The sequence below is a fragment of the Nocardioides sp. genome (genome assembly GCF_036401255.1).
Lineage (GTDB): Bacteria > Actinomycetota > Actinomycetes > Propionibacteriales > Nocardioidaceae > Nocardioides.
Genome location: NZ_DASWVI010000305.1, coordinates 1 through 25,189, shown reverse-complemented (window position 1 = coordinate 25,189; position 25,189 = coordinate 1). Strand labels below are relative to the sequence as shown.

General features: G+C 71.5%; 27 protein-coding genes and 1 pseudogene. 20 read left to right on the top strand and 8 right to left on the bottom strand.

The annotated features are described in order from the left end of the window. From sufB to VGD85_RS14360, 7 genes are all read left to right on the top strand, one after another. A partial coding sequence (sufB, locus tag VGD85_RS14390) for a Fe-S cluster assembly protein SufB (RefSeq protein ID WP_331064126.1) occupies positions 1–1,305 on the top strand: 1,305 nt, incomplete at its 5' end. A 94-nt stretch (positions 1,306–1,399) separates the two neighbouring features. Further along, entirely contained in the window at positions 1,400–2,569 is a 1,170-nt protein-coding gene (gene sufD / locus VGD85_RS14385; protein ID WP_331064125.1) for a Fe-S cluster assembly protein SufD, read from the top strand. Further along, entirely contained in the window at positions 2,566–2,901 is a 336-nt protein-coding gene (locus tag VGD85_RS14380; protein WP_331064124.1) for a non-heme iron oxygenase ferredoxin subunit, read from the top strand. Before sufD ends, VGD85_RS14380 begins: the two co-directional genes overlap by 4 nt. Next, positions 2,898–3,659 carry a Fe-S cluster assembly ATPase SufC gene (gene sufC, locus VGD85_RS14375; protein ID WP_331064123.1) on the top strand — a complete coding sequence of 254 codons (762 nt, stop codon included), beginning with the start codon at positions 2,898–2,900 and terminating at the stop codon, positions 3,657–3,659. Before VGD85_RS14380 ends, sufC begins: the two co-directional genes overlap by 4 nt. A 2-nt stretch (positions 3,660–3,661) precedes the next feature. Further along, on the top strand, positions 3,662–4,933 hold the full coding sequence (locus VGD85_RS14370; RefSeq protein WP_331064122.1) for a cysteine desulfurase: 1,272 nt from the start codon (positions 3,662–3,664) through the stop codon (positions 4,931–4,933). 2 nt (positions 4,934–4,935) lie between these two features. Beyond that, a complete protein-coding gene (gene sufU, locus VGD85_RS14365; RefSeq protein ID WP_331064128.1) occupies positions 4,936–5,388 on the top strand; it encodes a Fe-S cluster assembly sulfur transfer protein SufU in 453 nt (150 codons plus the stop codon). Next, positions 5,381–5,761: a metal-sulfur cluster assembly factor gene (locus VGD85_RS14360; RefSeq protein WP_331064121.1), complete on the top strand. Its 381-nt coding sequence runs from the start codon at positions 5,381–5,383 to the stop codon at positions 5,759–5,761. The genes sufU and VGD85_RS14360 overlap by 8 nt, the downstream gene beginning before the upstream one ends. A gap of 233 nt (positions 5,762–5,994) precedes the next feature. Here the strand turns inward: VGD85_RS14360 and VGD85_RS14355 are convergent, their stop codons facing one another. Beyond that, complete coding sequence (locus VGD85_RS14355; RefSeq protein WP_331064120.1) at positions 5,995–7,641, bottom strand: methyl-accepting chemotaxis protein; 1,647 nt, start codon at positions 7,639–7,641, stop codon at positions 5,995–5,997. Between the two features lie 122 nt (positions 7,642–7,763). Between VGD85_RS14355 and VGD85_RS14350 the strand changes: the two genes are divergently transcribed. Then, entirely contained in the window at positions 7,764–8,372 is a 609-nt protein-coding gene (locus tag VGD85_RS14350) for an acVLRF1 family peptidyl-tRNA hydrolase (protein WP_331064119.1), read from the top strand. Positions 8,373–8,379: 7 nt separating this feature from the next. On the opposite strand, the gene VGD85_RS14345 is transcribed toward VGD85_RS14350, so the two are convergent. Then, positions 8,380–8,850, bottom strand: a complete 471-nt coding sequence (locus VGD85_RS14345; protein WP_331064118.1) for a GbsR/MarR family transcriptional regulator — start codon at positions 8,848–8,850, stop codon at positions 8,380–8,382. Positions 8,851–8,903: 53 nt separating this feature from the next. Between VGD85_RS14345 and VGD85_RS14340 the strand changes: the two genes are divergently transcribed. From VGD85_RS14340 to VGD85_RS14330, 3 genes are read left to right on the top strand one after another with little or no spacing between them, the layout of a single operon-like run. After that, on the top strand, positions 8,904–9,833 hold the full coding sequence (locus tag VGD85_RS14340; protein ID WP_331064117.1) for an ABC transporter ATP-binding protein: 930 nt from the start codon (positions 8,904–8,906) through the stop codon (positions 9,831–9,833). Then, entirely contained in the window at positions 9,830–11,401 is a 1,572-nt protein-coding gene (locus tag VGD85_RS14335) for a hypothetical protein (protein ID WP_331064116.1), read from the top strand. The genes VGD85_RS14340 and VGD85_RS14335 overlap by 4 nt, the downstream gene beginning before the upstream one ends. Positions 11,402–11,411: 10 nt before the next feature. Next, positions 11,412–12,320 carry a phosphotransferase gene (locus VGD85_RS14330; protein ID WP_331064115.1) on the top strand — a complete coding sequence of 303 codons (909 nt, stop codon included), beginning with the start codon at positions 11,412–11,414 and terminating at the stop codon, positions 12,318–12,320. An 84-nt stretch (positions 12,321–12,404) separates the two neighbouring features. Here the strand turns inward: VGD85_RS14330 and ypfJ are convergent, their stop codons facing one another. Then, entirely contained in the window at positions 12,405–13,334 is a 930-nt protein-coding gene (gene ypfJ, locus VGD85_RS14325) for a KPN_02809 family neutral zinc metallopeptidase (protein WP_331064114.1), read from the bottom strand. A gap of 61 nt (positions 13,335–13,395) precedes the next feature. Here ypfJ and VGD85_RS14320 point away from each other — a divergent pair, with 61 nt between their 5' ends. From VGD85_RS14320 to VGD85_RS14305, 4 genes are read left to right on the top strand one after another with little or no spacing between them, the layout of a single operon-like run. Beyond that, entirely contained in the window at positions 13,396–14,994 is a 1,599-nt protein-coding gene (locus VGD85_RS14320; protein WP_331064113.1) for an ABC-F family ATP-binding cassette domain-containing protein, read from the top strand. 44 nt (positions 14,995–15,038) lie between these two features. Further along, positions 15,039–15,620 carry a maleylpyruvate isomerase N-terminal domain-containing protein gene (locus VGD85_RS14315; protein WP_331064112.1) on the top strand — a complete coding sequence of 194 codons (582 nt, stop codon included), beginning with the start codon at positions 15,039–15,041 and terminating at the stop codon, positions 15,618–15,620. 21 nt (positions 15,621–15,641) lie between these two features. Beyond that, positions 15,642–16,442: an enoyl-CoA hydratase/isomerase family protein gene (locus VGD85_RS14310; protein WP_331064111.1), complete on the top strand. Its 801-nt coding sequence runs from the start codon at positions 15,642–15,644 to the stop codon at positions 16,440–16,442. 30 nt (positions 16,443–16,472) lie between these two features. Further along, a complete protein-coding gene (locus VGD85_RS14305; RefSeq protein WP_331064127.1) occupies positions 16,473–18,347 on the top strand; it encodes an ABC transporter ATP-binding protein in 1,875 nt (624 codons plus the stop codon). Positions 18,348–18,390: 43 nt separating this feature from the next. On the opposite strand, the gene VGD85_RS14300 is transcribed toward VGD85_RS14305, so the two are convergent. After that, the gene (locus VGD85_RS14300; RefSeq protein ID WP_331064110.1) at positions 18,391–19,281 is read right to left on the bottom strand and encodes an SURF1 family protein; all 891 of its coding nucleotides are present in this window, start codon (positions 19,279–19,281) and stop codon (positions 18,391–18,393) included. A 208-nt stretch (positions 19,282–19,489) separates the two neighbouring features. Here VGD85_RS14300 and moaA point away from each other — a divergent pair, with 208 nt between their 5' ends. Next, positions 19,490–20,491 (top strand): GTP 3',8-cyclase MoaA, encoded by a 1,002-nt coding sequence (gene moaA, locus VGD85_RS14295; protein WP_331064109.1) that lies wholly within the window; start codon positions 19,490–19,492, stop codon positions 20,489–20,491. A gap of 23 nt (positions 20,492–20,514) precedes the next feature. Here the strand turns inward: moaA and VGD85_RS14290 are convergent, their stop codons facing one another. Beyond that, positions 20,515–20,739: an acetone carboxylase gene (locus VGD85_RS14290; RefSeq protein ID WP_331064108.1), complete on the bottom strand. Its 225-nt coding sequence runs from the start codon at positions 20,737–20,739 to the stop codon at positions 20,515–20,517. Positions 20,740–20,860: 121 nt separating this feature from the next. Then, a complete protein-coding gene (locus VGD85_RS14285) occupies positions 20,861–21,196 on the bottom strand; it encodes a DUF3099 domain-containing protein (protein WP_331064107.1) in 336 nt (111 codons plus the stop codon). A gap of 56 nt (positions 21,197–21,252) precedes the next feature. Between VGD85_RS14285 and VGD85_RS14280 the strand changes: the two genes are divergently transcribed. The 4 genes from VGD85_RS14280 (at position 21,253) to VGD85_RS14265 (ending at position 23,700) form a co-directional block, all read left to right on the top strand. Further along, positions 21,253–21,465, top strand: coding sequence for a dodecin (locus tag VGD85_RS14280; RefSeq protein ID WP_331064106.1), 213 nt, complete (start codon positions 21,253–21,255; stop codon positions 21,463–21,465). A gap of 151 nt (positions 21,466–21,616) precedes the next feature. After that, positions 21,617–22,336: a 3-oxoacyl-ACP reductase FabG gene (gene fabG / locus VGD85_RS14275; RefSeq protein ID WP_331064105.1), complete on the top strand. Its 720-nt coding sequence runs from the start codon at positions 21,617–21,619 to the stop codon at positions 22,334–22,336. A 2-nt stretch (positions 22,337–22,338) separates the two neighbouring features. Continuing rightward, a complete protein-coding gene (gene fabI, locus VGD85_RS14270; protein WP_331064104.1) occupies positions 22,339–23,109 on the top strand; it encodes an enoyl-ACP reductase FabI in 771 nt (256 codons plus the stop codon). Positions 23,110–23,172: 63 nt separating this feature from the next. Continuing rightward, positions 23,173–23,700 (top strand): histidine phosphatase family protein, encoded by a 528-nt coding sequence (locus tag VGD85_RS14265; RefSeq protein WP_331064103.1) that lies wholly within the window; start codon positions 23,173–23,175, stop codon positions 23,698–23,700. A gap of 14 nt (positions 23,701–23,714) precedes the next feature. On the opposite strand, the gene serB is transcribed toward VGD85_RS14265, so the two are convergent. Together serB and VGD85_RS14255 are read right to left on the bottom strand one after the other, a co-directional pair. Continuing rightward, positions 23,715–24,941 carry a phosphoserine phosphatase SerB gene (serB, locus tag VGD85_RS14260; protein WP_331064102.1) on the bottom strand — a complete coding sequence of 409 codons (1,227 nt, stop codon included), beginning with the start codon at positions 24,939–24,941 and terminating at the stop codon, positions 23,715–23,717. A 33-nt stretch (positions 24,942–24,974) separates the two neighbouring features. Beyond that, a pseudogene (locus VGD85_RS14255) lies at positions 24,975–25,189 on the bottom strand (hypothetical protein); the annotation flags it as partial.

The window sequence follows — 25,189 nt, the reverse complement described above, 5'->3', positions numbered from 1 at the left end:
GTCGTGCGCGACATCTCGGCCAAGAAGTCCGAGCCGCAGTGGATGCTCGACCTCCGCCTGAAGGGTCTCAAGCTCTTCCACCGCAAGCCCATGCCCACGTGGGGCTCGGACCTCGGCGGCATCGACTTCGACAACATCAAGTACTTCGTCCGCTCCACAGAGAAGCAGGCGACCTCCTGGGACGAGCTGCCCGAGGACATCAAGAACACCTACGACAAGCTCGGCATCCCCGAGGCGGAGAAGCAGCGCCTCGTCTCCGGTGTCGCGGCCCAGTACGAGTCCGAGGTCGTCTACCACAAGATCCGTGAGGACCTCGAGGAGCAGGGTGTCCTGTTCCTCGACACCGACACCGCGCTGAAGGAGCACGAGGATCTCTTCGAGGAGTACTTCGGCACCGTCATCCCGGTCGGTGACAACAAGTTCGTTGCGCTGACCACCTCGGTGTGGTCGGGCGGCTCGTTCATCTACGTGCCGAAGGGTGTGCACGTCGACATCCCGCTGCAGGCCTACTTCCGGATCAACACCGAGAACATGGGCCAGTTCGAGCGGACCCTGATCATCGTCGACGAGGGTGCCTACGTGCACTACGTCGAGGGCTGCACCGCGCCGATCTACTCCTCCGACTCGCTGCACTCCGCGGTCGTCGAGATCGTCGTGAAGAAGGGCGGCCGCTGCCGCTACACGACCATCCAGAACTGGTCGAACAACGTCTACAACCTCGTCACCAAGCGCGCGACCTGCGAGGCCGGCGCGACCATGGAGTGGGTCGACGGCAACATCGGGTCCAAGGTGACCATGAAGTACCCCGCCGTCTACCTCATGGGCGAGCACGCCAAGGGCGAGACGCTGTCGATCGCGTTCGCCGGCGAGGGCCAGCACCAGGACGCCGGCGCCAAGATGGTGCACGCGGCGCCGCACACCTCCTCCTCGATCCTGTCGAAGTCGGTGGCCCGCGGTGGTGGCCGGACGTCGTACCGCGGCCTGATCCAGATCAACGAGGGCGCCCACGGGTCGAAGTCCAACGTGCTGTGCGACGCCCTGCTGGTCGACCAGATCAGCCGGTCCGACACCTACCCGTACGTCGACATCCGCGAGGACGACGTCTCGATGGGCCACGAGGCCAGCGTCTCGAAGGTCTCCGACGACCAGCTGTTCTACCTGATGTCGCGCGGCATGGAGCAGGACGAGGCGATGGCGATGATCGTGCGCGGCTTCGTCGAGCCGATCGCCAAGGAGCTCCCGATGGAGTACGCCCTCGAGCTGAACCGCCTCATCGAGCTGCAGATGGAAGGGGCAGTCGGCTAGTGGGGCAGTCGCCCCGATCGCTGGTCGAGTAGCGAGCGCCAGCGAGCGTATCGAGACCCCACACGTAGAAAGAGAAGCAGTGACAGTCACTGATGTGACGCGCGAGAGCGTGTCGTCCGCCCTGGAGCAGGACCGCGTGGAGAGCCACCTCAACCCGGTGCCGTCCTACGACCTGACCGACCACCCGGTGCCGACCGGCCGGGAGGAGATCTGGCGCTTCACGCCGCTCAAGCGGCTGCGTGGGATGTTGGAGGGCGAGGCCTCGGCGGACCACCTGACCTGGGAGACGACGATCCCCGCCGGTGCCACGCTCCGCGAGATCGACTCCGACGAGGCCGTGGCGCTCGGCGAGCTCGCCCCCAACGACCGCCCCTCCGCCCTGGCGGCGGCCAATGCCGGCGGCGCGATGCTGCTCGACGTACCCGCCGAGGCCGTGCTCACCGAGCCCGTGGTGCTGCACCTGCACGGCGAGTCCGCCGACGACCTGGTCTGGGGACGGCTGCTGATCCGGGTCGGCGCGAACGCCGACGCCACCGTGGTGCTCAACCACACGGGCTCGGCGCGCTACGCCGCGATCACGACCGTGCTCGTCGGCGACGGGGCTCGCGTCAACGTGCTGACGCTCCAGGACTGGGACGACGACGCGGTGCACCTGGGCCGTGACGCCATCCGGGTGGGCCGCGACGCGAGCGTCAAGCACACCTCGATCTCCTTCGGCGGCGACCTCGTGCGGATGCACGCCAACGTCGAGTACGCCGGCCCCGGCGGCGAGGCCGAGCTGCTCGGGCTGTACTTCGCCGACGAGGGCCAGCACCTCGAGCACCGCCTCTTCGCCGACCACACGGCCCCCAAGACCAAGAGCCACGTGCTCTACAAGGGCGCGCTGCAGGGCCACGGGGCGCACACGGTGTGGATCGGGAACGTGCTGATCCGCAAGGTCGCCGAGGGCATCGAGACCTACGAGGAGAACCGCAACCTCGTGCTCACCGACGGCTGCCAGGCCGACTCGGTCCCCAACCTCGAGATCGAGACCGGCGAGATCGAGGGCGCCGGTCACGCGTCGGCCACCGCGCGCTTCGACGACGAGCAGCTGTTCTACCTCCGCTCCCGGGGCGTCTCGGAGAAGGAGGCCCAGCGCCTGGTCGTCCACGGGTTCTTCAACGACCTGATCCGCAAGGTCGGCATCCCCTCGGTCGAGGACCGGCTCCTGGAGACCGTCGAGACCGAGCTGGCCAAGAACGTGCTGAAGGGGGCCGCCTCGTGACGTTCGAGCGTGCCTGCACGACCGACGAGGTCCCCACCGACGAGGCGCTCGCCGTGACGATCGGCGCCTACGACGTCGCCGTCGCCCGGCACGGCGAGGAGTTCTTCGCCATCCAGGACCTCTGCTCCCACCAGGCCGTGCCGCTCAGCGAGGGCGAGGTCAGCGACTGCACCGTCGAGTGCTGGCTGCACGGCTCGCGGTTCGACCTGCGCACCGGCAAGCCCACCGGCCTCCCGGCCACCGAGCCCGTCGCGACCTTCCCGGTTGAGGTCCGAGGCGACGACATCTACGTAGACACCACCACCACGCTGAACGGAGTCACCCCATCATGAGCAAGTTGGAGATCAAGGACCTGCAGGTCTCGGTCGACACCGAGGACGGGCCCAAGGAGATCCTCAAGGGCGTGACGCTGACCATCCAGGACGGCGAGACCCACGCGATCATGGGGCCGAACGGGTCGGGCAAGTCCACGCTGGCCTACTCGATCGCCGGCCACCCCAAGTACACGATCACCGGCGGCTCGGTCACGCTCGACGGCGAGGACGTCCTCGCGATGACGGTCGACGAGCGGGCCCGCGCCGGGCTGTTCCTCGCCATGCAGTACCCCGTCGAGGTCCCCGGCGTCTCGGTGTCGAACTTCCTGCGGACGGCCAAGACCGCCCTGGACGGCGAGGCGCCCAAGCTGCGCACGTGGGTCAAGGACGTCAACACCGCACTGGCCAACCTCAACCTCGACCCCACGTTCGGGACGCGCTCGGTCAACGAGGGCTTCTCCGGTGGCGAGAAGAAGCGTCACGAGATCGCCCAGCTCGAGCTGCTGAACCCCAAGGTCGCGATCCTCGACGAGACCGACTCCGGCCTCGACATCGACGCGCTCAAGGTCGTCTCCGAGGGCGTCAACCGGTTCCGTGCCCAGGAGGGCAAGGGAGTCCTGCTGATCACCCACTACACCCGCATCCTGCGCTACATCACGCCCGACCACGTCCACGTCTTCGTCGACGGCAAGGTCGCGGAGTCCGGCGGCCCGGAGCTCGCCGAGGAGCTCGAGGCCAACGGCTACGAGAAGTACCTCACCGGGGCGGCGGTCTGACCATGACCACGACGCAGCTGTCCGGCCTCCTCCCCGAGCTGGAGGTGGTCCGGGCGGACTTCCCGATCCTCGGGCGCACCCTCGCGGGCGGCCGGCGGCTGGTCTACCTCGACAGCGCGAACACCTCGCAGAAGCCGCAGGTCGTCATCGACACGATGGTCGACCACCTCGAGCGGCACAACGCGAACGTCGCCCGCGCCATGCACCAGCTGGGGGCCGAGTCCTCCGAGGCGTTCGAGGCGGCCCGGGACAAGGTCGCGGCGTTCGTCAACGCCCCGAGCCGCGACGAGGTGATCTTCACCAAGAACGCCTCCGAGGCGCTCAACCTGGTCGCGAACACCCTGACGTGGGCGCGCGGTCCACTGGAGATCGGCGCGGGCGACGAGGTCGTCATCACCGAGATGGAGCACCACTCCAACATCGTCCCGTGGCAGCTGCTCACCGAGCGCAAGGGTGCGACGCTGCGGTGGTTCGGGCTGACCGACGACGGTCGGCTCGACCTGTCGGACATCGACTCGCTCATCACCGAGCGCACGAAGGTGGTCGCGCTCACCTGGGTCTCGAACATGCTCGGCACGATCAACCCGGTCGCCGAGATCGCGCGCCGGGCCCACGAGGTCGGCGCGCTCGTCGTGGTCGACGCCTCCCAGGCCGCGCCCCAGCTGCCCGTCGATGTGGTCGCCTCCGGCGCCGACCTGCTGGCGTTCACCGGCCACAAGGTCGTCGGCCCGACCGGCATCGGCGTGCTCTGGGGCCGACGCGAGGTCCTCGACCTGCTGCCGCCCTTCCTCGGCGGCGGCGAGATGATCGAGACCGTCCGGATGGAGCGCTCGACGTACGCCCCGATCCCGCACAAGTTCGAGGCCGGCACGCCGCCGATCGTCGAGGCGGTCGGGTTGGGGGCCGCGGTCGACTACCTCTCGCACCTCGGGATGGACGCGATCCACCGGCACGAGCAGGCGATCACGGCGTACGCGCTCGAGGGTCTGGCGACCGTGCCCGGGCTCCGGGTGCTCGGTCCGCTCGACGCGCACGACCGCGGCGGCGCGATCGCCTTCGAGATCGACGGCGTGCACCCGCACGACGTCGCCCAGGTGCTCGACTCCCGGGGCGTCGCGGTGCGCGCGGGCCACCACTGCGCGAAGCCCGCCCACGCCCGGTTCGGCGTGCAGAGCTCGACGCGGATGTCGTCGTACCTCTACACGACGCCGGCCGAGATCGACGCCCTCGTCGAGGCGCTGGAATACACCCGTTCGTACTTCAAGTTGGGTTGATGATGAGCCACGACCTCGACTCCCTGTACCAGGAGATCATCCTCGACCACGCGAAGCGACGGCTGCACGCCGGCCTCCGCGAGCCCTACGCGGCCGAGGTCCACCACGTGAACCCCACCTGCGGGGACGAGATCACCCTGCGCCTGCACCTCGACGGCGACGTCGTCCGCGACATCTCCTACGACAACCAGGGCTGCTCGATCTCCACGGCCTCGGCCTCGGTGATGTCCGAGCTGTTGGTCGGCAAGACGGTCGCCGAGGCGGCGCCGGTGCACGACGCCTTCCTCGAGATGATGCGCGGGAAGGGCCAGGTCGAGCCCGACGAGGACGTCCTCGAGGACGCCGTCGCCTTCGCCGGAGCAGCCAAGCTCACCGCACGCGTGAAGTGCGCCCTACTGTCCTGGATGGCCTACCAGGATGCCCTCGCCCGAGCCCAGGAGGACTCCGATGCCTGAGACCAGCTCCATCGACCACGGCGACCTGCCGGTGGTCCCCGAAGCCGGCGGTGTCGGCACGTCGACCGTCTCGGTTGACGACGTCACCGAGGCGATGAAGGACGTCGTCGACCCCGAGCTGGGGATCAACGTCGTCGACCTCGGCCTCGTCTACGACGTGCACCTCGACGAGAGCAGCAACGTCGTGCTGGACATGACCCTGACCTCGGCGGCCTGCCCGCTGACCGACGTGATCACCGACCAGACCGAGAGCGCCCTGGAGGGCCTGGTCAACGACGTCGCGATCAACTGGGTCTGGATGCCGCCGTGGGGCCCCGACAAGATCACCCCGGACGGCCGCGAGCAGCTGCGCGCCCTGGGCTTCAACGTCTGAGCCGCTACACCGCGCGCCGGCGAGCGGAGCTCGCGGCGCCGCGGAGTAGCGACGCGAAAAGGTCGAGGGAGCCCCGCGCCTGCCCTTCGAGACGCTCGCTGCGCTCGCTCCTCAGGAACCGTGTCGGTGGCGACGGGCGGCTCGAGACCTGAGACGCCTGGCTGACCGGACCCAGTCAGCCAGGCGTCGGCCGTATCGATGTCCGACGGCCGGAGTCGGTGCGTCCGCCCGCCTCAGTAGGTGAACCGCGCCATCTGACCGCGAAGGTCGGCGGCCATGGTCGCGAGCTCGGCGATCGCCTGCTTGGTCTGGGTGACCACCTCGTTGGTGGTGCTCGCGACCCCGGCGACGCTGCCGATGCTCGCCGCGATGTCGGAGGATCCGGTGGCCGCCTCGGCCACGTTGCGTGACATCTCGTTGGTCGTCGCCGTCTGCTCCTCCACCGCGGAGGCGATCGTGGCCTGGGTGTCGTTGATCTGGGCGATGATCTCGGAGATCTCGCTGATCGCGGTGACCGCGGCCTGGGTCTCGCTCTGGATGGCCTCGATGCGCGCGCTGACGTCCCCGGTGGCCCGGGCGGTCTCCTGGGCGAGCTCCTTGACCTCGTTGGCGACCACGGCGAAGCCCTTGCCCGCCTCGCCGGCGCGCGCGGCCTCGATGGTGGCGTTGAGGGCCAGAAGGTTGGTCTGCTCGGCGATGGAGTTGATCACCGCGATCACCTTGCCGATATCGGCGGAGGAGTTGCCGAGCCGCGTGACGGTCTCGGAGGTGGCCTGCGCCGCGTCGACCGCACGAGCCGCGACCTGGGAGGCGGAGGCGGCGTTCTGCGCGATCTCGCGGATCGACGCCGACATCTGCTCGGTGCCGGTCGCCACCGTGTGGATGTTGCCGGTGACCTGCTCGGCAGCGCCCGCGACCACATCGGCCTGGGTGGACGTCTCCTGGGTGCTCGAGGAGATCTGCTGCGAGGTCGCGGACAGCTCCTCGGCGGCGCCGGCGACCGTGTCGGAGGTGGCGACCACGCTGGCGATGGTGTGCCGGAGCTGGTCCTGGGCCTGGCGCAGAGCCGCGGCCATCTGGCCGACCTCGTCGGCGGAGTCCACGTCGGCCGGCCGGGTCAGGTCGTTGTCGGCCATCGCCTCGAGGGAGCGCTGCACCGAGCGGAGCGGCCGGCGGATGGCGTTGGCGAGCAGCACGCCCCCGAGGAGCGCCGCCGCGAAGCCGACCACCAGGATCACGATCATGCGCCGGATGGCGTTGCCGGCGTCCTTGTCGGCCGCCGACGCGACGCCGGCGAGGTGGGCCACGACCTCGTCGTTGACCTGGACGAGGTTGTCGACCATCTCGCCGCCGATCTCGCCTGCCTCGCCCCGGGCCGCCACCCAGCCCTCCAGGTCACCCGCCTGCGCGGCGCGCACCATCTTGTCGTGCACGACCGCCCGGTAGCCCTCGAGCGAGGTGCTGAACTCCTCGAAGCGGGCCGGCAGCGCGCCGGTCTCGGCCTGGTACTCATCGGCGAACGCCTTCAGTGCGTCGTCGAGGGCGGCCTCGGCCTCGTCGAGGGCGGCGACCCGCTCCGGGAGGTCCGGCGAGCCGGTGAAGCCGCCGATCACCGACGCGTTGTTGCGCACCGACCAGAGGGCGTCCTTGAGCGTCGCGAGAGAGGTGTTGAGCGAGGCCTGCGAGGTCGCCATGTCGTCCGTGGTGTGGCGCGCCGAGGACATCGCGGTCACCGCGGAGGCGCCGAGGACCAGGCTGACCATCGTGGCGAGGCCGACGAGCGTCATGATCTTCGTGCGCAGCGACCGGTTCGCGAACCACGCCGTGCGCGGTCGTGCCGGCGTCGTAACTGCCTCGGTCTCGGTGGTCGTGACTGACATGCCCGCGTCTCCTCGCGCCAGGTACCGCGCGAGCCCCCTGGCTCGCCAGCGGTCCCATCGGCGGCCGATCGCCCCGGTGAAGGGGATTCCCGCGATCTGCAACACGGTCCTAGTCTCGGTCCGTGACGCTCGTCGAGGTGCCGTCGGAGCGGGTCGAGAGATGGGCCGCCAACTTCACCGCCCGGCACGGGGAGACCACGATGTCGACGATCGACGGCGCATTGCGCGGTCTCGCCCCCGACGGCTCCACGTTCGTGGCCCGGCTGCCGTTCGGCGCGACGTACGACGGCGCCGCCGAGCCGGCGGTCTTCGCGGCGGCCGTGAGAGCGCCTGAGGACTGGGGGGTCCTGCTGGTGCGCAAGGGCGGCTTCGCCGTCGGGCGCCTCGCTGGTCGGCGGTTGGTCGACAGCAAGGTCGGGCAACGGCACGTGCAGGGCCGCACGAAGGCCGGGGGGCAGAGCCAGCAGCGGTTCGCCCGTCGGCGCGACAACCAGGCCCGGCAGGCCTACGAGGCGGCCGCGGACCACGCGGCGCGGATCCTCGGGGGCGTCCGTGGTCCGGTGGTCGCCGGTGGAGACCACACCGCGGTCGACGAGGTGCTGGCCGACCCGCGGCTGCGCGGCGTGGTGGTCACCGACCCGTGGCTTGCGGTACCGGACCCACGGCGCGCAGTGCTCGAGCAGGCTGTCGCGTCGGCCTGCTCGGTGCGCGTCGAGGTCGTCAACGCCTGACCAGCCGCTACAGGCCGAGCTCCTTGACCCGGACCGCCCACCGCTGGTTGATCGCGCCGAGCTCGCTCAGCAGGAAACTGATGAACTCCTCGGAGAGCCGCAGCCGACGGTGGGCGGGGTCGTCAGCCGGCAGTTCCTCGACGCCCTTGCGCAGGGCGGCCTGGAGGGGTGCGTAGATCTGGTCGGCGTGCAGCATCGCGTCGTGCCAGGCGTCGTCATCGACCACGAAGATGTCGCGGCGCGACCCGCGCTCGCGCTCGCGGCGTACGACGCCCATCCCGTCGAGGTAGCGCACGGCGCCCGAGACCGCGGCCGGCGAGACTTCGAGCGTCGCCGCGATCTCGGCGGCGGTCATCCGGCCGTCCTCGTCGGCGAGCAGGGCGGCGAAGATCCGGGCCGGCAGGCGCGCCATGCCGGCGGAGGTGAGGGCACCGCCCATCCGCTCGACGAAGCGCCCGCGTGGGTCATCGGTCGACATGCGCAGATCTTACATGTTTCACAACTATCTGAAACTGTTGTACGGTCGTACTCGTGACCGACAGCGTGATCGAGATCCGCGCCCTGGTGAAGAAGTTCGGCAGCCTGCACGCGCTCGACGGCCTCGACCTCACGGTCGAGCGCGGCGAGATCCACGGCTTCCTCGGCCCCAACGGGGCCGGGAAGTCGACGACGATCCGGGTGCTGCTCGGCCTGCTGCGCAAGGACGGTGGCGAGGCCCGGCTGCTCGGGGGAGACCCCTGGCACCAGGCCGCGGAGCTGCACGCCCGCCTCGCCTACGTCCCCGGGGACGTGAACCTCTGGCCGAACCTGACCGGAGGGGAGGTCATCGATCTCCTCGGGAGGCTGCGGGGCGGCCTCGACGAGCGCCGTCGCGCCGACCTGCTGGAGCGCTTCGAGCTGGACCCGACCAAGAAGGGCCGCAGCTACTCCAAGGGCAACCGACAGAAGGTCGCGCTGGTGGCGGCGCTCGCCTCCGACGTGGAGCTGCTGCTGCTCGACGAACCCACCTCCGGACTCGATCCGCTCATGGAGGCGGTCTTCCGCGACTGCGTCGACGAGTTCCGCAGCGCGGGCCACTCCGTGCTGCTCTCCAGCCACATCCTGGCCGAGGTCGAGCACCTGTGCGACCGCGTCAGCATCATCCGGTCGGGCCGCTGCGTCGAGTCGGGCACGCTCGCCGAGCTCCGGCACCTCACGCGCACCTCGATCACCGCAGACCTCGCGACGGTCCCCGACGGCATCGCCGACCTGCCGGGCGTGCACGACGTCGACATCGACAACCACCGGGTGCACCTCGAGGTCGACACCACCGAGCTCGACGCCGTCCTCGACCTCCTCCAGACCGGCGGCGTCCGGTCCCTCGAGAGCCAGCCGCCGACGCTCGAGGACCTCTTCCTGCGCCACTACGGCGACCGCATCGACACCGAGCCCGGCGGGGTGGCAGGGGCCGGCGGGCGATGACCGGCACGCTGGTCCTGCTTCGGTCGTTCCTGCGACGGGACCGCTGGATGTACGTCTGGTGGCCGCTCGGCGTCGCCGTCCTCTACGTCAGCCAGGCGTGGAGCGTCGACGGGCTGTACGAAACCCAGGCCGACTTCGACAAGGCCGCGGCGGACATGGCGGGCAACACCGCCTTCATCGCGATGGCCGGACCCGCCCGAGCGCTGAACACGACCGGCGGTCAGGTGACCTGGCAGTCCGCCGCGTTCGGGGCGGTCCTCGTCGGCCTGATGAGCATGTTCATGATCGGGCGCCACACCCGCGCCGAGGAGGAGACCGGCCGCGACGAGCTGGTCCGGGCGGCGCCCATCGGCCGCTATGCCACGACGGTCGCCGCCGTCCTCGATGCGATCTCGGCCAACCTGGTGGTCGGCCTGCTCACCGCCGGCACGCTTGCGGCGTACGGGCTCGCCGGCGCCGACTCCCTGGGTCTCGGGCTCGGCGTCACCTTCTGCGGCTGGTTCTTCACGGGCGTGGCCCTGCTGGCGGCCCAGCTCACGACGAGCACCCGCGCCATGTACGGCCTCACCGGAGCCGTGATCGGGATCGGCTACGGGCTGCGCGCCATCGGGGACGTCGGTACGCCGGCGCTGAGCTGGCTCTCCCCGATCGGCTGGTACCAGGCCATGCACGCGTTCTCCGGTCTGCGGTGGTGGCCGGGGCTGCTGCTCGTGGCCGGTGGCGGGCTGGCCGCCGTCGCGGCGTACCGCGTCTTCGACCGCCGCGACTTCGGCGCCGGCGTGGTCCCGGTGCGGCCGGGGCCGGCCCGCGCGAGCCGGGGGTTGCTCCGGGCCTGGGGCCTGGGATGGCGGCTGCAGCGGCCCGCGTTCGTCGCCTGGCTGACCGGCCTGGTGGTTGCCGGCGCGGCCTTCGGCTCCTTCGGCGACGACGTCGGGACCCTGGTGGGCGACTCGCAGACCAGTCAGGACCTCTTCTTGCAGGGCAGCGGCGACATCGTGGACGCGTTCTACGCCACGATGCTGCTGATGCTTGCGCTGATCGTGGGCGGCTTCACGATCTCCTCCGCGCTGCGGCCTCAGGCCGAGGAGGGCGCGGGCCGGGTCGAGCCGGTGCTCGCCACAGCGCTGCCACGGTCGACCTGGCTGGCCGGACACGTCGTGATCACCGCGGTCGGGACGGCGGTGATCCTGGTGGCTTCCGGACTCGGGCTCGGCGTGACCTACGCACTCATCACCGGCGACGGCGGTGCGGTCGTGCGCATGACGGCCGCGGAGGCGTCGTACCTGCCTGGGCTGCTCGTGCTGGGTGCGGTGGCTCGCCTCCTCTACGGCGTGGCGCCGCGCGCCGCGCCGCTGGCCTGGGGCGTCCTCGCGCTGGCGGCCGTGGTGCTGCTCTTCGGCGAGCTGTTGCAGCTGCCCCAGTGGTTCCAGGACCTCTCGCCGTTCGAACACCTCGCCCTGATGCCGCTCGAGGGCTTCGCGTGGGTGCCGTTCGTCGTCGTGACGGCCGTCGCCGCCGTGTTGAGTGTCGCGGGCCAGATCGCGTTCTCCAGGCGCGACGTGCACTAGCGTCGGAGCCATGTGGCAGCCCGAACCCGGGTGGCTCGCGCTCCCCGGCGGCTCGAGCGCCTCGACGGTAGGCGTCTGGCGCACGGTGCTGGGCGACCAACCGGTGGTCGTGAAGCGCTTGGCGGCGCCGCTCGAGCACGACCCCGCCGAGCTCAGCGACCCGCGGCACTTCGCGTACTGGCGCCGGGCAGCCGATGTCGTCACCACGGGGCTGGTCACCGCCACCCCGGGGCTGCGGGCACCGCGCCTGGCCGCGGTGGAGGAGGACGTCGAGGGGATCACGATCACCGAGGAGTGGGTGGAGGACGCTGCGACCAGCGGGCTGTTCGTCGCCCACGCCCTGGGCCGGTTCGCGGGCGCCACGCTCGCTCCCGCGCCGTGGCTGGCGCGCAACCAGCTGCGCGACCGGATGGTCCGGGTCGAGCATCGCGGCGGCTGGCCGACGCTGGCGCGTACGACGGTCGCCGACGTCGCAGCACACCTCTGGGAGCACCGCGCCGAGCTGCTCGCGGCGGCGGACGCCCTGGTGCAGGTGCCGATGCACGGCGACGCCGTCCCCGCGAACCTGCCCGGGCGCGAGGGCGACGACGTGGTCGCGATCGACTGGTCGACGGTCGGCACCGGACCGGTGGGGGCCGACCTCGGGTACTACGCACTCGCCGCTCGCGAGGAGCTGGAACCGCTCCTGGACGCCTACCTGATGGGGTTGCCCGACGGGCTCGCCACTCGCGAGGAGGTCACGCTCGGCGCCCGGGTCACGGCCGTCTACACGGTGCTGAACCGGGCCGAGTGGGCGCTGGCCCGGGTCGCCGGCGGCGAGGGCGCTCTGGCGGGCAAGTTCCGGCACCCCTCGGTCGCCCCCCACCTGCGGGCCCTGCAGCGCCAGTTCCCCCACATCGAGGCGCTCGTCGAGCGCTGACCCTCTCCCGTCGAGTGACGCGAACTGGCTGTCGCGGCGGCCGAGTCCCAGCCAGCAGGCGTCACTCGACGGGGAACGGTCGGCTCACAGGGCGCCGGCCGCGAACGTGTCGCAGGCGTCCAGGTCGCCGGTGCGATAGCCCGTGGTGAACCAGTCGACCCGCTGCTGGGCCGAGCCGTGCGTCCACTGCTCGGGGTTGACCCGGCCGCCGCTGCGCTCCTGGATGCGGTCGTCGCCGACGGCGGTGGCGGCCTCGATCGCCTGCTGGATGTCCTGGTCGGTGAGGGAGGCGAACACCACCTCGCCCGACGCGTCCTCGGTGGTGGTGGCGGCCTTGGCCCACATGCCGGCGTAGCAGTCGGCCTGCAGCTCCAGGCGCACCGAGTCGCTGGTCGGGCCCTGCTGGGTCTTCACCTTGCCCATGGTCCCGAGGACGTTCTGGATGTGGTGGCCGTACTCGTGGGCGAGGACGTAGGGCTCCACGAAGCCGCCGTCGGGCCCGCCGAGCTGGCGCTCGAGCACGTCGTCGAAGAACGTGGTGTCGAGGTAGATGGTCTCGTCGACGGGGCAGTAGAACGGGCCGACGGCGGACGACGCCTGGCCGCACCCGGTGCTCGTACCACCCGTGAACGTGTCGACCTCCTTCTCGGCACGGAACCGCGACCCGAGCTCGTCGCCCCAGAAGTCGTACAGGGAGTTCTCGACCGCCACCCGGGCGCAGTCCGCGCTCTTGTTGGCGTCTGCGCCGCTCTCGCACGACTTGTACCGATCGGTGTCGCCCATCCGGCCGCCGTCCAGCGAGCCGCCGGAGGGCAGGCCACCGCCGTCGCCGAGGCACTGGGTGAGCACGAGGAACAGCACGACCACGATCACGCCGACCAGGCCCCCGCCGCCCGCCACTCCGCCGGGGATCGGCATGCCTCCGCCCAGACCACCGCTGCGTCCGCCCCCGGTGCCCCGTCCGCGATCACGCACCCGGCTGGTATCGAGCCGGGCCTTGGGGTTGAACCGCATCCGTCCTCCTGCGTCCGCCGATGTCTGGAGGGACCGTACCCACATCTACGATTGAGACCTCATGATCACGACCCACCACCTGGAAGTCCGGGCCGGCGCCCGCCTCCTCATGGAGAACGTCAGCTTCCGGGTCGCCGCCGGCGACAAGGTCGGGCTGGTGGGTCGCAACGGCGCCGGCAAGACGACCCTGACCAAGATCCTGGCCGGGGAGGCGCTCCCCGCCGCCGGCAGCGTGCAGACGACCGGCGAGGTCGGCTACCTGCCGCAGGACCCGCGGATCGGCGATCCCGAGGTCCTCGCCCGCGATCGGATCCTCTCCGCGCGCGGCCTCGACGACGTCGTACGCCGGCTGCGGCGCGCGGAGGCCGAGATGGGCAGCGACGACGCAGCGGTGCGAGAGCGCGCGATGCGGCGCTACGAGCGGGCCGACGCCCAGCTGCACGCCGGCGGCGGCTACGCCGCCGAGTCCGAGGCCGCCCAGATCGCGCACAGCCTCGGCATCGAGGACCGACTGCTCGCCCAGCCGCTCAAGACCCTCTCCGGCGGCCAGCGACGGCGCGTCGAGCTCGCCCGGATCCTGTTCTCCGGCGCCGAGACGCTCCTGCTCGACGAGCCCACCAACCACCTCGACGCGGACTCGATCGTGTGGCTGCGCGACTTCCTCAAGTCGCACAAGGGCGGGCTGATCGTGATCAGCCACGACACCGGCCTGCTCGAGGCGACGGTGAACAAGGTCCTGCACCTGGACGCCAACCGCGCCGAGATCGACGTGTACAACATGGGCTGGAAGGCGTACCTCACCCAGCGCGAGACCGACGAGAAGCGCCGCAAGCGCGAGCGCATGAACGCCGAGAACAAGGCCAAGACGCTCACCGACCAGGCCAACAAGATGCGCGCGAAGGCCACCAAGGCCCAGGCCGCGCAGTCGATGCTCAAGCGCGCGGAGAAGCTGCTCGCGGGCGTGGACGCGGAGCGCCAGTCCGACAAGGTCGCCCGGATCAAGTTCCCGGCGCCGGCGCCGTGCGGCAAGACCCCGCTCACCGCGGCCGAGCTGTCGAAGTCCTACGGCTCGCTCGAGGTCTTCACCGACGTCGACCTCGCCATCGACAAGGGCTCCCGGGTCGTCATCCTCGGCCTCAACGGCGCCGGCAAGACGACGCTGCTGCGGATCCTCGCCGGCGTGGACCAACCCGACACGGGCTCGGTGGTGCCCGGGCACGGCCTGAAGATCGGCTACTACGCCCAGGAGCACGAGACCCTCGACGTGGACCGGACCGTGCTGGAGAACCTGCAGAGCTCCGCGCCGCAGCTCACCGACACCGAGGCGCGCTCCGTGCTCGGCTCGTTCCTGTTCTCCGGCGAGGACGCATACAAGCCGGCCCGGGTGCTCTCCGGTGGCGAGAAGACCCGCCTGGCGCTCGCCGCGCTGGTCGTGTCGAGCGCCAACGTGCTGCTCCTCGACGAGCCCACCAACAACCTCGACCCGGCCTCTCGGGAGGAGGTGCTCGCGGCGATCCGCACCTACGAGGGTGCGATCGTGCTCGTCACCCACGACGAGGGTGCTGTGTTCGCCCTCGAGCCCGATCGGGTGCTGATCCTCCCCGACGGCGTCGAGGACCTCTGGAACGAGGAGTACGCCGACCTCGTGTCGCTCGCCTGATCTCGTCCCGCACGCCTGTCCGCGGCCACCTCTAGGGTCGGGCCATGGCACTCACAGTGGACCTGGAGACCGGCCGTACGGCGTTCCTCGCGTCGGTGCGCGAGTTCGTTGCGGCGGTGGACGACCTCGACGAGTGGTCCCTCCTCGGGGCCTCGCGCTGTCACGGGTGGACGCGGCTCGACGTCGTCGTGCACGTGGTCGCCGGGTGGCAGGAGATGCTGGGCGGCTTCGTGTCGCCCGTCGACGGCCCGCCGAGCGTCGACGCGGCGTCGTACTGGCCGGCCTTCGAGGCGCAGGCGACCGACGAGCCGCTCGAGGCGCTCCTGGCCCAACGACGGCGCACGACGGCGTACTCCCGCCCCGACTCCGCGCGAGCGCAGATGCACGACGTCGCGGACGCCGTCGCGCGCGGTGCCGCGAGCTGCGCCGAGGGCCACTACCTCTGGCAGGGTCACGTCTTCACGGCCGGCGACTTCCTGGCCATCTGGGCGGTCGAGGACGTCATCCACCAGCTCGACCTGCTCGGCGACCGGCCCGTGCCGCCGGACGCCCTGACCCTGGCGCGCGCGACGGAGGCAGCCCTCGGCGGGGTGGCCCTCGCCGACCGGCTCGGAGAGGCGATGTGACTGGCCAGTAGGGTGCGCAGCATGGACGCTGACTCCTTGCTCGAGGCAGGCCTGACGTACGACGTCGAGGGCCCGGTCGCCACCATCACCCTGCATCGCCCCGACGTCCGCAACGCGCAGACGCCGACCATGTGGCGCGCCCTCGCGGACCTCGGGGCGGCGCTGCCCGAGGACGTCCGCGTCGTCGTAGTCAAGGGGGAGGGGCACTCGTTCTCGGCCGGCCTCGACCGCTCGATGCTCGACCCGGCGAACGCCTCCGGGGAGGAGTCGGTGGCCGGACTGCTCGCGCTGTCCGACGCCGAGGTGTCGGCGACCATCGACGCCTACCAGCGCGGCTTCACGTTCCTGCGCGACCCGCGGTTCGTCTCCATCGCGGCCGTTCAGGGCTACGCGATCGGCGCCGGCTTCCAGCTGGCCCTCTCGTGCGACCTGAGGGTGCTCGCCCACGACGCTCAGCTCTGCATGAAGGAGTCCGCGCTGGGGCTGGTGCCGGACCTGACGGGAACAAAGCCGCTGGTCGAGTGCGTTGGCTATGCCAGGGCGCTGGAAATCTGCGCGACCGCCCGCATGGTCGGGGCCGACGAGGCCGTGGCCATCGGGCTCGCGCTGACGTCCGTGCCCGCCGACGAGCTGGACGCCACCGTCGCCGACCTGGTCGGCGCGCTGACCGCACCGCTCGTCGGCGCCGTCCGGGAGACCAAGCACCTGCTGCAGGGGGCGGCGGACCGTAGCCTCGACGAGCAGCGCCGTCTCGAGCGTGAGGCGCAGACCCGCCGGTTCCGCGAGCTGGCGGCGCTGATGGGGGCCGGCCGGCAGGAGTAGTAGCAACAGGGAGGGCAGGACGTGTCGGGAATGCACGGCGGCGGGGCCGCCTGGCGGCTGCTGCGGTCGGACCGGAGCGTGGTCCACAACCGCATCGAGCGTGGCACCGTGCGCCGCGTGCTCGGCTTCGCGGGACCGCACCGGCGGCTGATCGCAGTCTTCTTGCTGCTGACCGTCGTCGACGCCGGCATGGTCGTGGTGACCCCGTTGCTGGCCAAGCACATCATCGACGACGGCATCCGCGGCGGCGACCAGGGCCTGATCACGGTGCTGGCGCTCGCGATGGCGGCCACGGCCCTGGTCAGTGCCGCGCTGGCGGTGGGGGAGGGCTGGCTGTCCTCGCGCATCGGGGAGGGCCTGATCTACGACCTACGGACCCAGGTCTTCGGGCACGTCCAGCGGCAGTCGCTCGCGTTCTTCACCCGCACCCAGACCGGTGCGCTGGTCTCGCGGCTCAACAACGACGTCATCGGCGCGCAGCGCGCCTTCACCTCGACGCTCTCGACGACGGTGGCGAGCACGATCTCGGTGATCGTGGTCGGCATCACCATGGTGGCGTTGAGCTGGCAGGTCACCCTGCTCTGCCTGGCGATCTTCCCGCTCCTCGTCCTGGTGTCGCGGTGGGTGAGCGCCCGACTCGCCGGGCTGACGCGCGACCAGATGGACGGCAACGCCGACATGGGCAACGCGATGACCGAGCGGTTCAACGTCGGCGGCGCGATGCTCCTCAAGCTGTTCGGCCGCCGCGCCGACGAGGACGCCCTGTTCGCGACCAAGGCGGCCCGGGTGCGCGACCTCGGCGTCCGCATCTCGCTGCTGACCCGGCTGTTCGGCGCCGCGATGATGGCGGTCCCCGCCCTCGCGACCGCGCTGGTCTACGGCGTCGGCGGCCACCTGGCGGTCGACAAGACGCTCACCGTCGGCACCGTGATCGCCCTCGCGACCCTGCTGCTGCGGCTCCTCGGCCCGCTGCAGAGCCTCTCGAACGTGCGCATCGACGTCATGACCGCCCTCGTCAGCTTCGAGCGGGTCTTCGAGGTCCTGGACCTGCCCTCGCTCATCCAGGAGCGCCCCGACGCCGTCGTCTTGCCCCGCACCGCCGCTCGCCTGGAGTTCGACCACGTGGCGTTCGCCTACCCGCGGGCCGACGAGATCTCACTCGCCTCCCTCGAGGTCGTCGCACGCACCGAGTCGCGCGACTCCGGTCAGGTCCTGACCGACATCACCTTCGCCGCCGAGCCCGGTCAGATGGTGGCGCTCGTCGGGCCGTCCGGGGCCGGCAAGACGACGATCACCCACCTGGTGGCCCGGCTCTACGACGTCGGGTCCGGCGCCGTGCGGGTCGGCGGGCACGACGTGCGTGACGTGACGCTGCAGTCTCTGGAGGACGTCGTCGGCTACGTCACCCAGGACGCTCACATGTTCCACGACACGATCCGCGCGAACCTCCTCTACGCGCGGCCGGGAGCCAGCGACACCGAGGTCTGGGACGCCCTGGAGGCGGCGCAGATCGCCGGCCTGGTCCGCGCCCTGCCCGACGGGTTGGACACCGTGGTCGGTGACCGCGGCTACCGTCTCTCCGGCGGGGAGCGACAGCGGCTGGCGATCGCCCGGCTGCTGCTCAAGGCGCCCGCGATCGTCGTGCTCGACGAGGCCACCGCCCACCTCGACAGCGAGTCCGAGGCCGCGGTCCAGCGCGCGCTGGACGCCGCTCTGGAGGGGCGCACCTCCCTGGTGATCGCCCATCGGCTGTCGACGGTCCGCGACGCCGACCAGATCCTCGTGGTCGACGCCGGCCGGATCGTCCAGTCCGGTACCCACGCCGAGCTCCTCGCCCGCGGCGGTCTGTACGCCGATCTCTACCGGACCCAGTTCATCGAGGACCAGCCGACCACCTCCGTCTGAGTCTCGAGGCGAGGCCTCGAGGCCGGGCCAGCCTGGACCTGCGTCAGCGAGGCTTGGCGCTGCGGTCGCGCTGGCGGCGCTCCTCCGCCCAGGCCCGTTCGTACGCCGCCCGAACCGCCTGCTTCCTCGCGTTCTTGGCCGACCGGGCGCGGGCCTTGGCGTCCCGCGCCTCGACGCGAGCCTCCGCTTGGACGGGCTCCTCACCGCGCTGGCGCGTGCGCCACTCGTCGAAGGCCAGGTAGAGGAAGCCGAAGACCGCCAGCACGCCGAAGAACCACCACTGCAGCCCGTAGAAGAAGTGCGGCCCGTTGTTGAGCTCGGGGAGCTCCACGGGTTCGAGGCCCGCGGCCGGCGCCCCGTCCTCGGACTTGAGGACGACGAAGCCGCCGTACACCGTCCGGTCGAGCGCGGCGCCGATCCGTTCGCTGGAGATCGCCCGGGTCGACTGGTCCTCGACGGCGGTGCTGTCGCCAGCGGCGTCGGCCCGGACCCAGCCCTCGACGGTGACCTTGCCCTGCGGGGGCTCCGGGACGTCGGTCGGCCGGGTGCCCTGGTTGTCGGTCGCCATCCAGCCTCGGTCGACGAGCAGGGCGGTGCCGTCGTCGGTCACCAGCGGGACCACCACGTCGATCCCCGAGGAGCCCTCGCGAGTGCGGTAGCGGACGATCACGGTGTCGTCGCTGGCGTACGTGCCGGTCGCGCGCACGATCCGCCACTCGAGGTCGTCGGGGACTGCACGGCCCGGGGCGAGGACGTCCCCGGCCGGCGCCGGGGCCTTGCCCTCGTTGGCGCGCACGACGGCATTGCTGTCCTTGCGCGCGGCGAGCCGGTCGAACTGCCACTCGCCCAGCCACCAGGCCGCGTAGCCGAGCAGCACGACGATCAGGGCGAACGCCAGCCACCGCCGACTGAGCAGGAACCGCAACGATCGCACCTTGCGAGGCTATCCGGCGCCCGGTGTCCGCCTGGTGTCGCGTCTCGGAAGTCGTTGAACGGTCGGCGTTCTCAGGGTGCGTGCAGCGCAAGGCGCCGACGCGCCGCCATACTCGTCCGTCTCGCAAGCGTCGGCAACGCAGCGAGGTGCGTGCCATGGGGGCGCGGAGCGCCCAAGGACTTCTGGGACGCGGCACTAGACTGCAGGGGTGCCGCACACCAGAACGCTCTCGGACCGGTACGGGCGGGTCGCGACCGACCTGCGCGTCTCGCTCACCGACCGCTGCAACCTGCGGTGCAGCTACTGCATGCCGCCCGAGGGCCTGGACTGGTTGCCCGACGACTCCGTGCTCACCGACGACGAGGTCGTCCGGCTGGTGCGGATCGGCATCGAGCTGCTCGGGATCCGGGAGGTGCGCTTCACCGGCGGCGAGCCGCTGGTCCGCCGCGGCCTGGTCGACATCGTGCGGCGCACCCACGAGATCGACCCCTCGGTCGAGACGTCCCTCACCACCAACGCGCTCGGCCTGGCCCGGGTCGCCGGCGCGCTCGCGGACGCGGGCCTGGACCGGGTGAACGTCAGCCTCGACAGCATCCGCCGCGACACCTTCCACGCGATCACCCGCCGCGACCGGCTCGACGACGTCCTCGCGGGACTCGCCGCCGCCCGGGAGGCCGGGCTGGGGCCGGTGAAGGTCAACGCCGTCTTGATGCGAGGCCAGAACGACGACCAGGCGCCCGAGCTGTTGCGGTGGGCGATGGCCGAGGGCTACCAGCTGCGTTTCATCGAGCAGATGCCCCTCGACGCCCAGCACGTGTGGAACCGCGAGGAGATGGTCACCGCCGACGAGATCCTCGAACGGCTCGAGAGCGCCTTCGAGCTCCGGCCGGCCGCCGAGCCGCGGGGGAGCGCTCCGGCGGAGCTGTTCACGGTCGACGGCGGGCCGGCGACCGTCGGGGTGATCGCCTCGGTCACCCGGCCGTTCTGCGGCGACTGCGACCGGGTGCGGCTGACCGCCGACGGCCAGGTGCGCAACTGCCTGTTCGCCCGGGAGGAGTCCGACCTGCGCACCGCACTGCGCGCCGGCGCCTCCGACGACGTGATCGCCGAGCGGTGGGTGGTCGCGATGCGCGGCAAGCGGGCCGGCCACGGGATCGACGACCCGTCGTTCCTCCAGCCCGACCGGCCCATGTCGGCCATCGGCGGTTGACCCGCCCGAAAGTTTCGGGCGGTTCAACCGGCCTCGGTGTGGGCGACCACGTCCTTGAGGAACCCGCGCTTGCCGAGGAAGTCGATGAGCTGCTGACGGTGCTCCTCGCAGGCGAGCCACACCTTCCGGCGATCCGGCGTGTGGAGCTTCGGGTTGTTCCACAGCAGCTGCCAGGCTGCCGGCTCCTGGCAGCCCCGGGCGGAGCAGATCGCCCCGGCCTCGACGGGATCGGGGTGGGTCTCGGTCACGGTGCACCTCCGGACATGAACGGTGCCGGACAGCCACGGGGGAAGCCGTCCGGCACCGTTGCGAACCAAGACGGGGGAGACTCGGCTCGCGCCGAGGATTCTGTCACGCGGGAGCGGGTTGTCAAAGCACCTCCGGGCCGGGCCGGTCGTCGGAATCCGTGGACGCGCCCAGCTGGTGAGGGCCGTACTCGTTGTCGAGCAGGTCGAACCCGTCGGATCTCGAAGCGTTGACGTTGGCGAGGACGACGGCGACGTACGGCAGGACCAGGGCCGCCGCCACGAGTAGCCAGCGCAGCACCCCGCCCCCGACGAGGATGGCGGCGACGAAGCAGACCGTGCGGATCGCCATGGAGACGAGGTAGCGCCGCTGGCGCATCGCGATCTCCGCCTCGCGGGTCTGCGGGGCGGTGGTGATGCGAATGGCCTCGTCGCGGCGTCGACGCAGGTCCCCGGGCATGGGATCCAGCCTACGTCGGTAGGCTCGGCGGACCACGTCCGCACCCGGGAGGCATCATGACCAACCGCACGTACCGCGTGACCGAGATCGTCGGCACCTCGCCCGATGGCATGGACGCCGCGATCCGCAACGGGATCGAGCGAGCTAGCCGCACGCTGCGTCACCTCGACTGGTTCGAGGTCACCCAGGTCCGGGGCCAGGTGAAGGACGGCACGGTCGAGCACTTCCAGGTGGGCCTCAAGGTCGGCTTCCGGCTCGAGGACGATTAGGTGCCTCGGACCGAGCTTGCGAGGTCCGAGACCCAGCACCGAGGTCGAGTAGGCGCGCGAGCGAGGCACGAGCTCGCGACCGCCGCATCGAGACCCATGAGCCGGGAGACCGGTTCGGCGTACCGGTCAGTAGTCGCTAGCGTCGCCTGACGTGAGTGAGACCCAGGAACCCCGGTCGGTACTGGTCACGGGCGGCAACCGCGGGATCGGGCGCGCGATCGCGCAGGCGTACGTCGCGAACGGCGACCGGGTCGCGGTCACCAGCCGCAGCGGCGGCGGCCCCGACGGCGTCCTCGACCTCCGGTGCGACATCACCGACGCCGCGCAGGTCGACGAGGCGTTCGCCCGCATCGAGGAGGCGCACGGCCCGGTCGAGGTGCTGGTCGCCAACGCGGGGATCACCGCCGACACCCTGCTGCTGCGGATGGGGGAGGACGAGTGGTCGTCGGTGCTCGACACCAACCTCACGGCGTCCTTCCGCCTCGCGAAGCGAGCGGCCAAGGGCATGCTGCGGCTGCGCCGCGGGCGGATCGTGTTCATCTCCTCGGTCGTGGGTCTGCTGGGCTCGGCCGGGCAGGTCAACTACGCCGCCTCCAAGGCCGGCCTGGTCGGGATGGCGCGCTCGATCGCCCGCGAGCTGGGCTCCCGGTCGATCACCGCGAACGTCGTCGCGCCGGGGTTCGTCGAGACCGACATGACCGCCGTGCTCAGCGAGGACCAGAAGGCGGCGATCAAGGCGCAGGTGCCGTTGGGCCGCTACGGCACGACGGAGGAGGTCGCGAAGACCGTGCTGTGGCTGACCGGCGACGGCGCAGGCTACGTCACCGGGGCGGTCATCCCGGTCGACGGTGGACTCGGAATGGGGCACTGACGATGGGCATTCTCGACGGCAAGCGGATCCTGGTCGCCGGGGTGACGATGGACACCTCGATCGGGTTCGCCACCGCCAAGGTCGCGCAGGAGCAGGGCGCCACCGTGCTGATCTCCAACTTCGGCCGGGCCCTGGGCATCACCCGCCGGATCGCCAAGCGGCTGCCGGTCGAGCCGGCGGTCCTCGAGCTCGACGTGACCGACGAGGAGCACCTCGCACGGCTCCCCGAGCTGGTGCGCGAGCATGTCGACGGGCTCGACGGCGTGGTGCACTCGATCGCCTACGGCAACCCCGAGACGCTGCTCGGCGGGAAGTTCCTCACCGGGCCGTGGCCGGACGTGGCCCAGGCGGTCCAGGTCTCGGCGTACTCGCTGAAGTCGCTGGCGACCGCCTGCCGGCCGCTGATGGGCGAGGGCGGGTCGGTCGTCGGGCTGACCTTCGACGCGACGGTCGCGTGGCCGGCCTACGACTGGATGGGCGTGGCGAAGGCGGCCCTCGAGTCGTGCTCGCGCTATCTGGCGCGGGACCTCGGCGCCGACGGCATCCGCGTCAACCTCGTGTCGGCCGGGCCGCTGAAGACGCTCGCGGCCAAGGCGATCCCCGGCTACGAGGCGCTCGACCAGATGTGGGGCGAGCGGGCGCCGCTCGGCTGGGACAACGCCGACCAGGAGCCCACCGCGAAGGCCGTCTGCGCGCTGCTCTCGGACTTCTTCCCGGCCACGACCGGCGAGATCGTCCACGTCGACGGCGGCTTCCACGCGATGGGCGGCTGACGGGCGCCGGCTCCGGGACCGGGCCGACATGACGGCCAACCAGCGGGCTGCCAGAGTGGTCGCGTGCAGTCACTGACCGAGACCTCATCGCGCCTGATCGCGCTGATGCGTCACACCAAGGCCGAGCAGCACGGCCCCAGCGACTTCGACCGCCCGCTCGCCGAGCGCGGCCACCGTGACGCGGCGGCGGCCGGCCGCTGGCTCGCCGACACCGGGTTCCGTCCCGACCACGCGATCGTCTCCGCGGCCCTGCGGACCCGCGAGACGTGGCAGGGCCTGGCGGGGTCGGCCGGCTGGGACCTCGAGCCCGAGTTGGACCGCGGCTTCTACGCGGCCGGGCCGGAGACGGCACTCGACCTCGCCCGGGTCGTCGACGACCGGGCCCGGCGCCTGCTGCTCGTCGGGCACAACCCGACCGTCGCCGTGCTGGCCCAGCTCCTCGACGACGGTGACGCCGATGCGGAGCTCGAGGGCCAGCTGCTCTCCGGCTACCCGACCGGCGCCGTCGCCGTCTTCGCGTACGACGGCGCCTGGGCCGATCTCGCCGAGGGGTCCGCGCGTCTGGTCGCGTTCCACGTCGGCCGCGGCTGAGCGGCGTTCCGGGCTCAGACGGGCGGTGCCGGCGTGACGAACCCGGCCTCGGCGTCGGCCGCCTCGATCTCCTCGCGCGAGATCCCGAGGAGGTAGAGGATCGTGTCGAGGTAGGGCACGTTCACGGCCGTGTCGGCCGCGTCGCGGACCAGGGGCTTGGCGTTGTAGGCGACGCCGAGACCGGCGGCGTTGAGCATGTCGAGGTCGTTGGCCCCGTCGCCGATCGCGATGACCGCCGCCTCGGGGACGCCCGCCGCCGCGGCGAACTCGCGCAACGCGGCGGCCTTGCCGGCACGGTCGACGACCGGGCCGACGATGCGGCCGGTGAGCCGGCCGTCGACGATCTCCAGCTCGTTGGCGCGGGCGTAGTCGATGCCGAGGTCCGCCGCGAGCCGGTCGGTGACCTGGCTGAACCCGCCGGACACGATCGCAAAGTGGTAGCCGAGGCGGCGCAGCGTCCGGACGAGCGTCCGGGCTCCCGGCGCGAGCACGATCGCGTCGTACACCTCGTCGAGTGCGGTCGCGGGGACGCCGGCGAGCAGGGCCACCCGGGAGCGCAGCGACTCCTCGAAGTCGATCTCGCCGCGCATGGCGGCCTCGGTGACCGACGCGACCTCGGCCTCGCACCCGGCGTGTGCCGCGAGCATCTCGATGACCTCGCCCTGGACCAGCGTGGAGTCCACGTCCATGACGATCAGCCGTGCGCCGCGACGCAGCAGCGTCGCCGGCTGGACGGCGATGTCGACGCCCTGGCGGGCGGCCTCGGCCGCGAGCAGCGTGCGCAGCGCGGCGGGCTCGATGCCCGAGACGTGCAGGTCGATCGCGGTGACCGGGTAGCGGGCCATCCGCTCGATGCGGTCGATGTTGGCGCCCGCGTCGGCGATCCGTCCGGCGACGGCGCCCATCGCGGCCGCGCGCAGCGGCGCCCCGATGATCGTCACGTGCGACCGGCCGCCGCGTCGGGCCTTGTTGTCCCCGACGCCGTTCTCGACGTCGACGCTCATGCCGAGGGCGCTCGCGGTGGCCTGCACGGCCTCCGTCGCCCGTCGGACGTTGTGGGGTGCCGTCACCAGGACGCCCAGGATCAGCCGCCCCCGCAGCACGATCTGCTCGATGTCGAGCACCTCGACGCCGGCGCCGGAGAGCGTGGCGAACACGGCCGAGGTCACGCCGGGTCGGTCCTTGCCGGTCAGCGTGATGAGCAGGGTCTCCGGCCTGCGACCGGCGTGCGCGTCAGTCATCTCAGTTGTCGAGGCTATCGCGGCGGCCGGGCGTCACGACGGGGGCCAGGCCTCGGGTGAGCAGGCGGCGACCAGTGCGCGGCGGCCCGCCCGGTCGAGCGGGACGAGCGCAGCCCGGCGCAGCTCGATCTCCGACGCGCTGACCGCGGCCCCGTCGTCCTCGAGCGCGACCTCGACGATCTGCCGCGCCTGCAGGCCCCGCGCCGCGAGGTCGACGCACCGCGGTGGCACGCCGTCCGGCGCGGGCA

Bases quoted from the DNA above. Each gene is read 5' to 3' on its own strand.
- sufC (WP_331064123.1), top strand. From the start codon at position 2,898: ATGAGCAAGTTGGAGATCAAGGACCTGCAGGTCTCGGTCGACACCGAG.
- VGD85_RS14370 (WP_331064122.1), top strand. From the start codon at position 3,662: ATGACCACGACGCAGCTGTCCGGCCTCCTCCCCGAGCTGGAGGTGGTC.
- sufU (WP_331064128.1), top strand. From the start codon at position 4,936: ATGAGCCACGACCTCGACTCCCTGTACCAGGAGATCATCCTCGACCAC.
- VGD85_RS14360 (WP_331064121.1), top strand. From the start codon at position 5,381: ATGCCTGAGACCAGCTCCATCGACCACGGCGACCTGCCGGTGGTCCCC.
- VGD85_RS14355 (WP_331064120.1), bottom strand. From the start codon at position 7,641: ATGTCAGTCACGACCACCGAGACCGAGGCAGTTACGACGCCGGCACGA.
- VGD85_RS14345 (WP_331064118.1), bottom strand. From the start codon at position 8,850: ATGTCGACCGATGACCCACGCGGGCGCTTCGTCGAGCGGATGGGCGGT.
- VGD85_RS14335 (WP_331064116.1), top strand. From the start codon at position 9,830: ATGACCGGCACGCTGGTCCTGCTTCGGTCGTTCCTGCGACGGGACCGC.
- VGD85_RS14330 (WP_331064115.1), top strand. From the start codon at position 11,412: ATGTGGCAGCCCGAACCCGGGTGGCTCGCGCTCCCCGGCGGCTCGAGC.
- ypfJ (WP_331064114.1), bottom strand. From the start codon at position 13,334: ATGCGGTTCAACCCCAAGGCCCGGCTCGATACCAGCCGGGTGCGTGAT.
- VGD85_RS14320 (WP_331064113.1), top strand. From the start codon at position 13,396: ATGATCACGACCCACCACCTGGAAGTCCGGGCCGGCGCCCGCCTCCTC.
- VGD85_RS14315 (WP_331064112.1), top strand. From the start codon at position 15,039: ATGGCACTCACAGTGGACCTGGAGACCGGCCGTACGGCGTTCCTCGCG.
- VGD85_RS14310 (WP_331064111.1), top strand. From the start codon at position 15,642: ATGGACGCTGACTCCTTGCTCGAGGCAGGCCTGACGTACGACGTCGAG.
- VGD85_RS14305 (WP_331064127.1), top strand. From the start codon at position 16,473: ATGCACGGCGGCGGGGCCGCCTGGCGGCTGCTGCGGTCGGACCGGAGC.
- VGD85_RS14285 (WP_331064107.1), bottom strand. From the start codon at position 21,196: ATGCCCGGGGACCTGCGTCGACGCCGCGACGAGGCCATTCGCATCACC.
- VGD85_RS14280 (WP_331064106.1), top strand. From the start codon at position 21,253: ATGACCAACCGCACGTACCGCGTGACCGAGATCGTCGGCACCTCGCCC.
- fabI (WP_331064104.1), top strand. From the start codon at position 22,339: ATGGGCATTCTCGACGGCAAGCGGATCCTGGTCGCCGGGGTGACGATG.
- serB (WP_331064102.1), bottom strand. From the start codon at position 24,941: ATGACTGACGCGCACGCCGGTCGCAGGCCGGAGACCCTGCTCATCACG.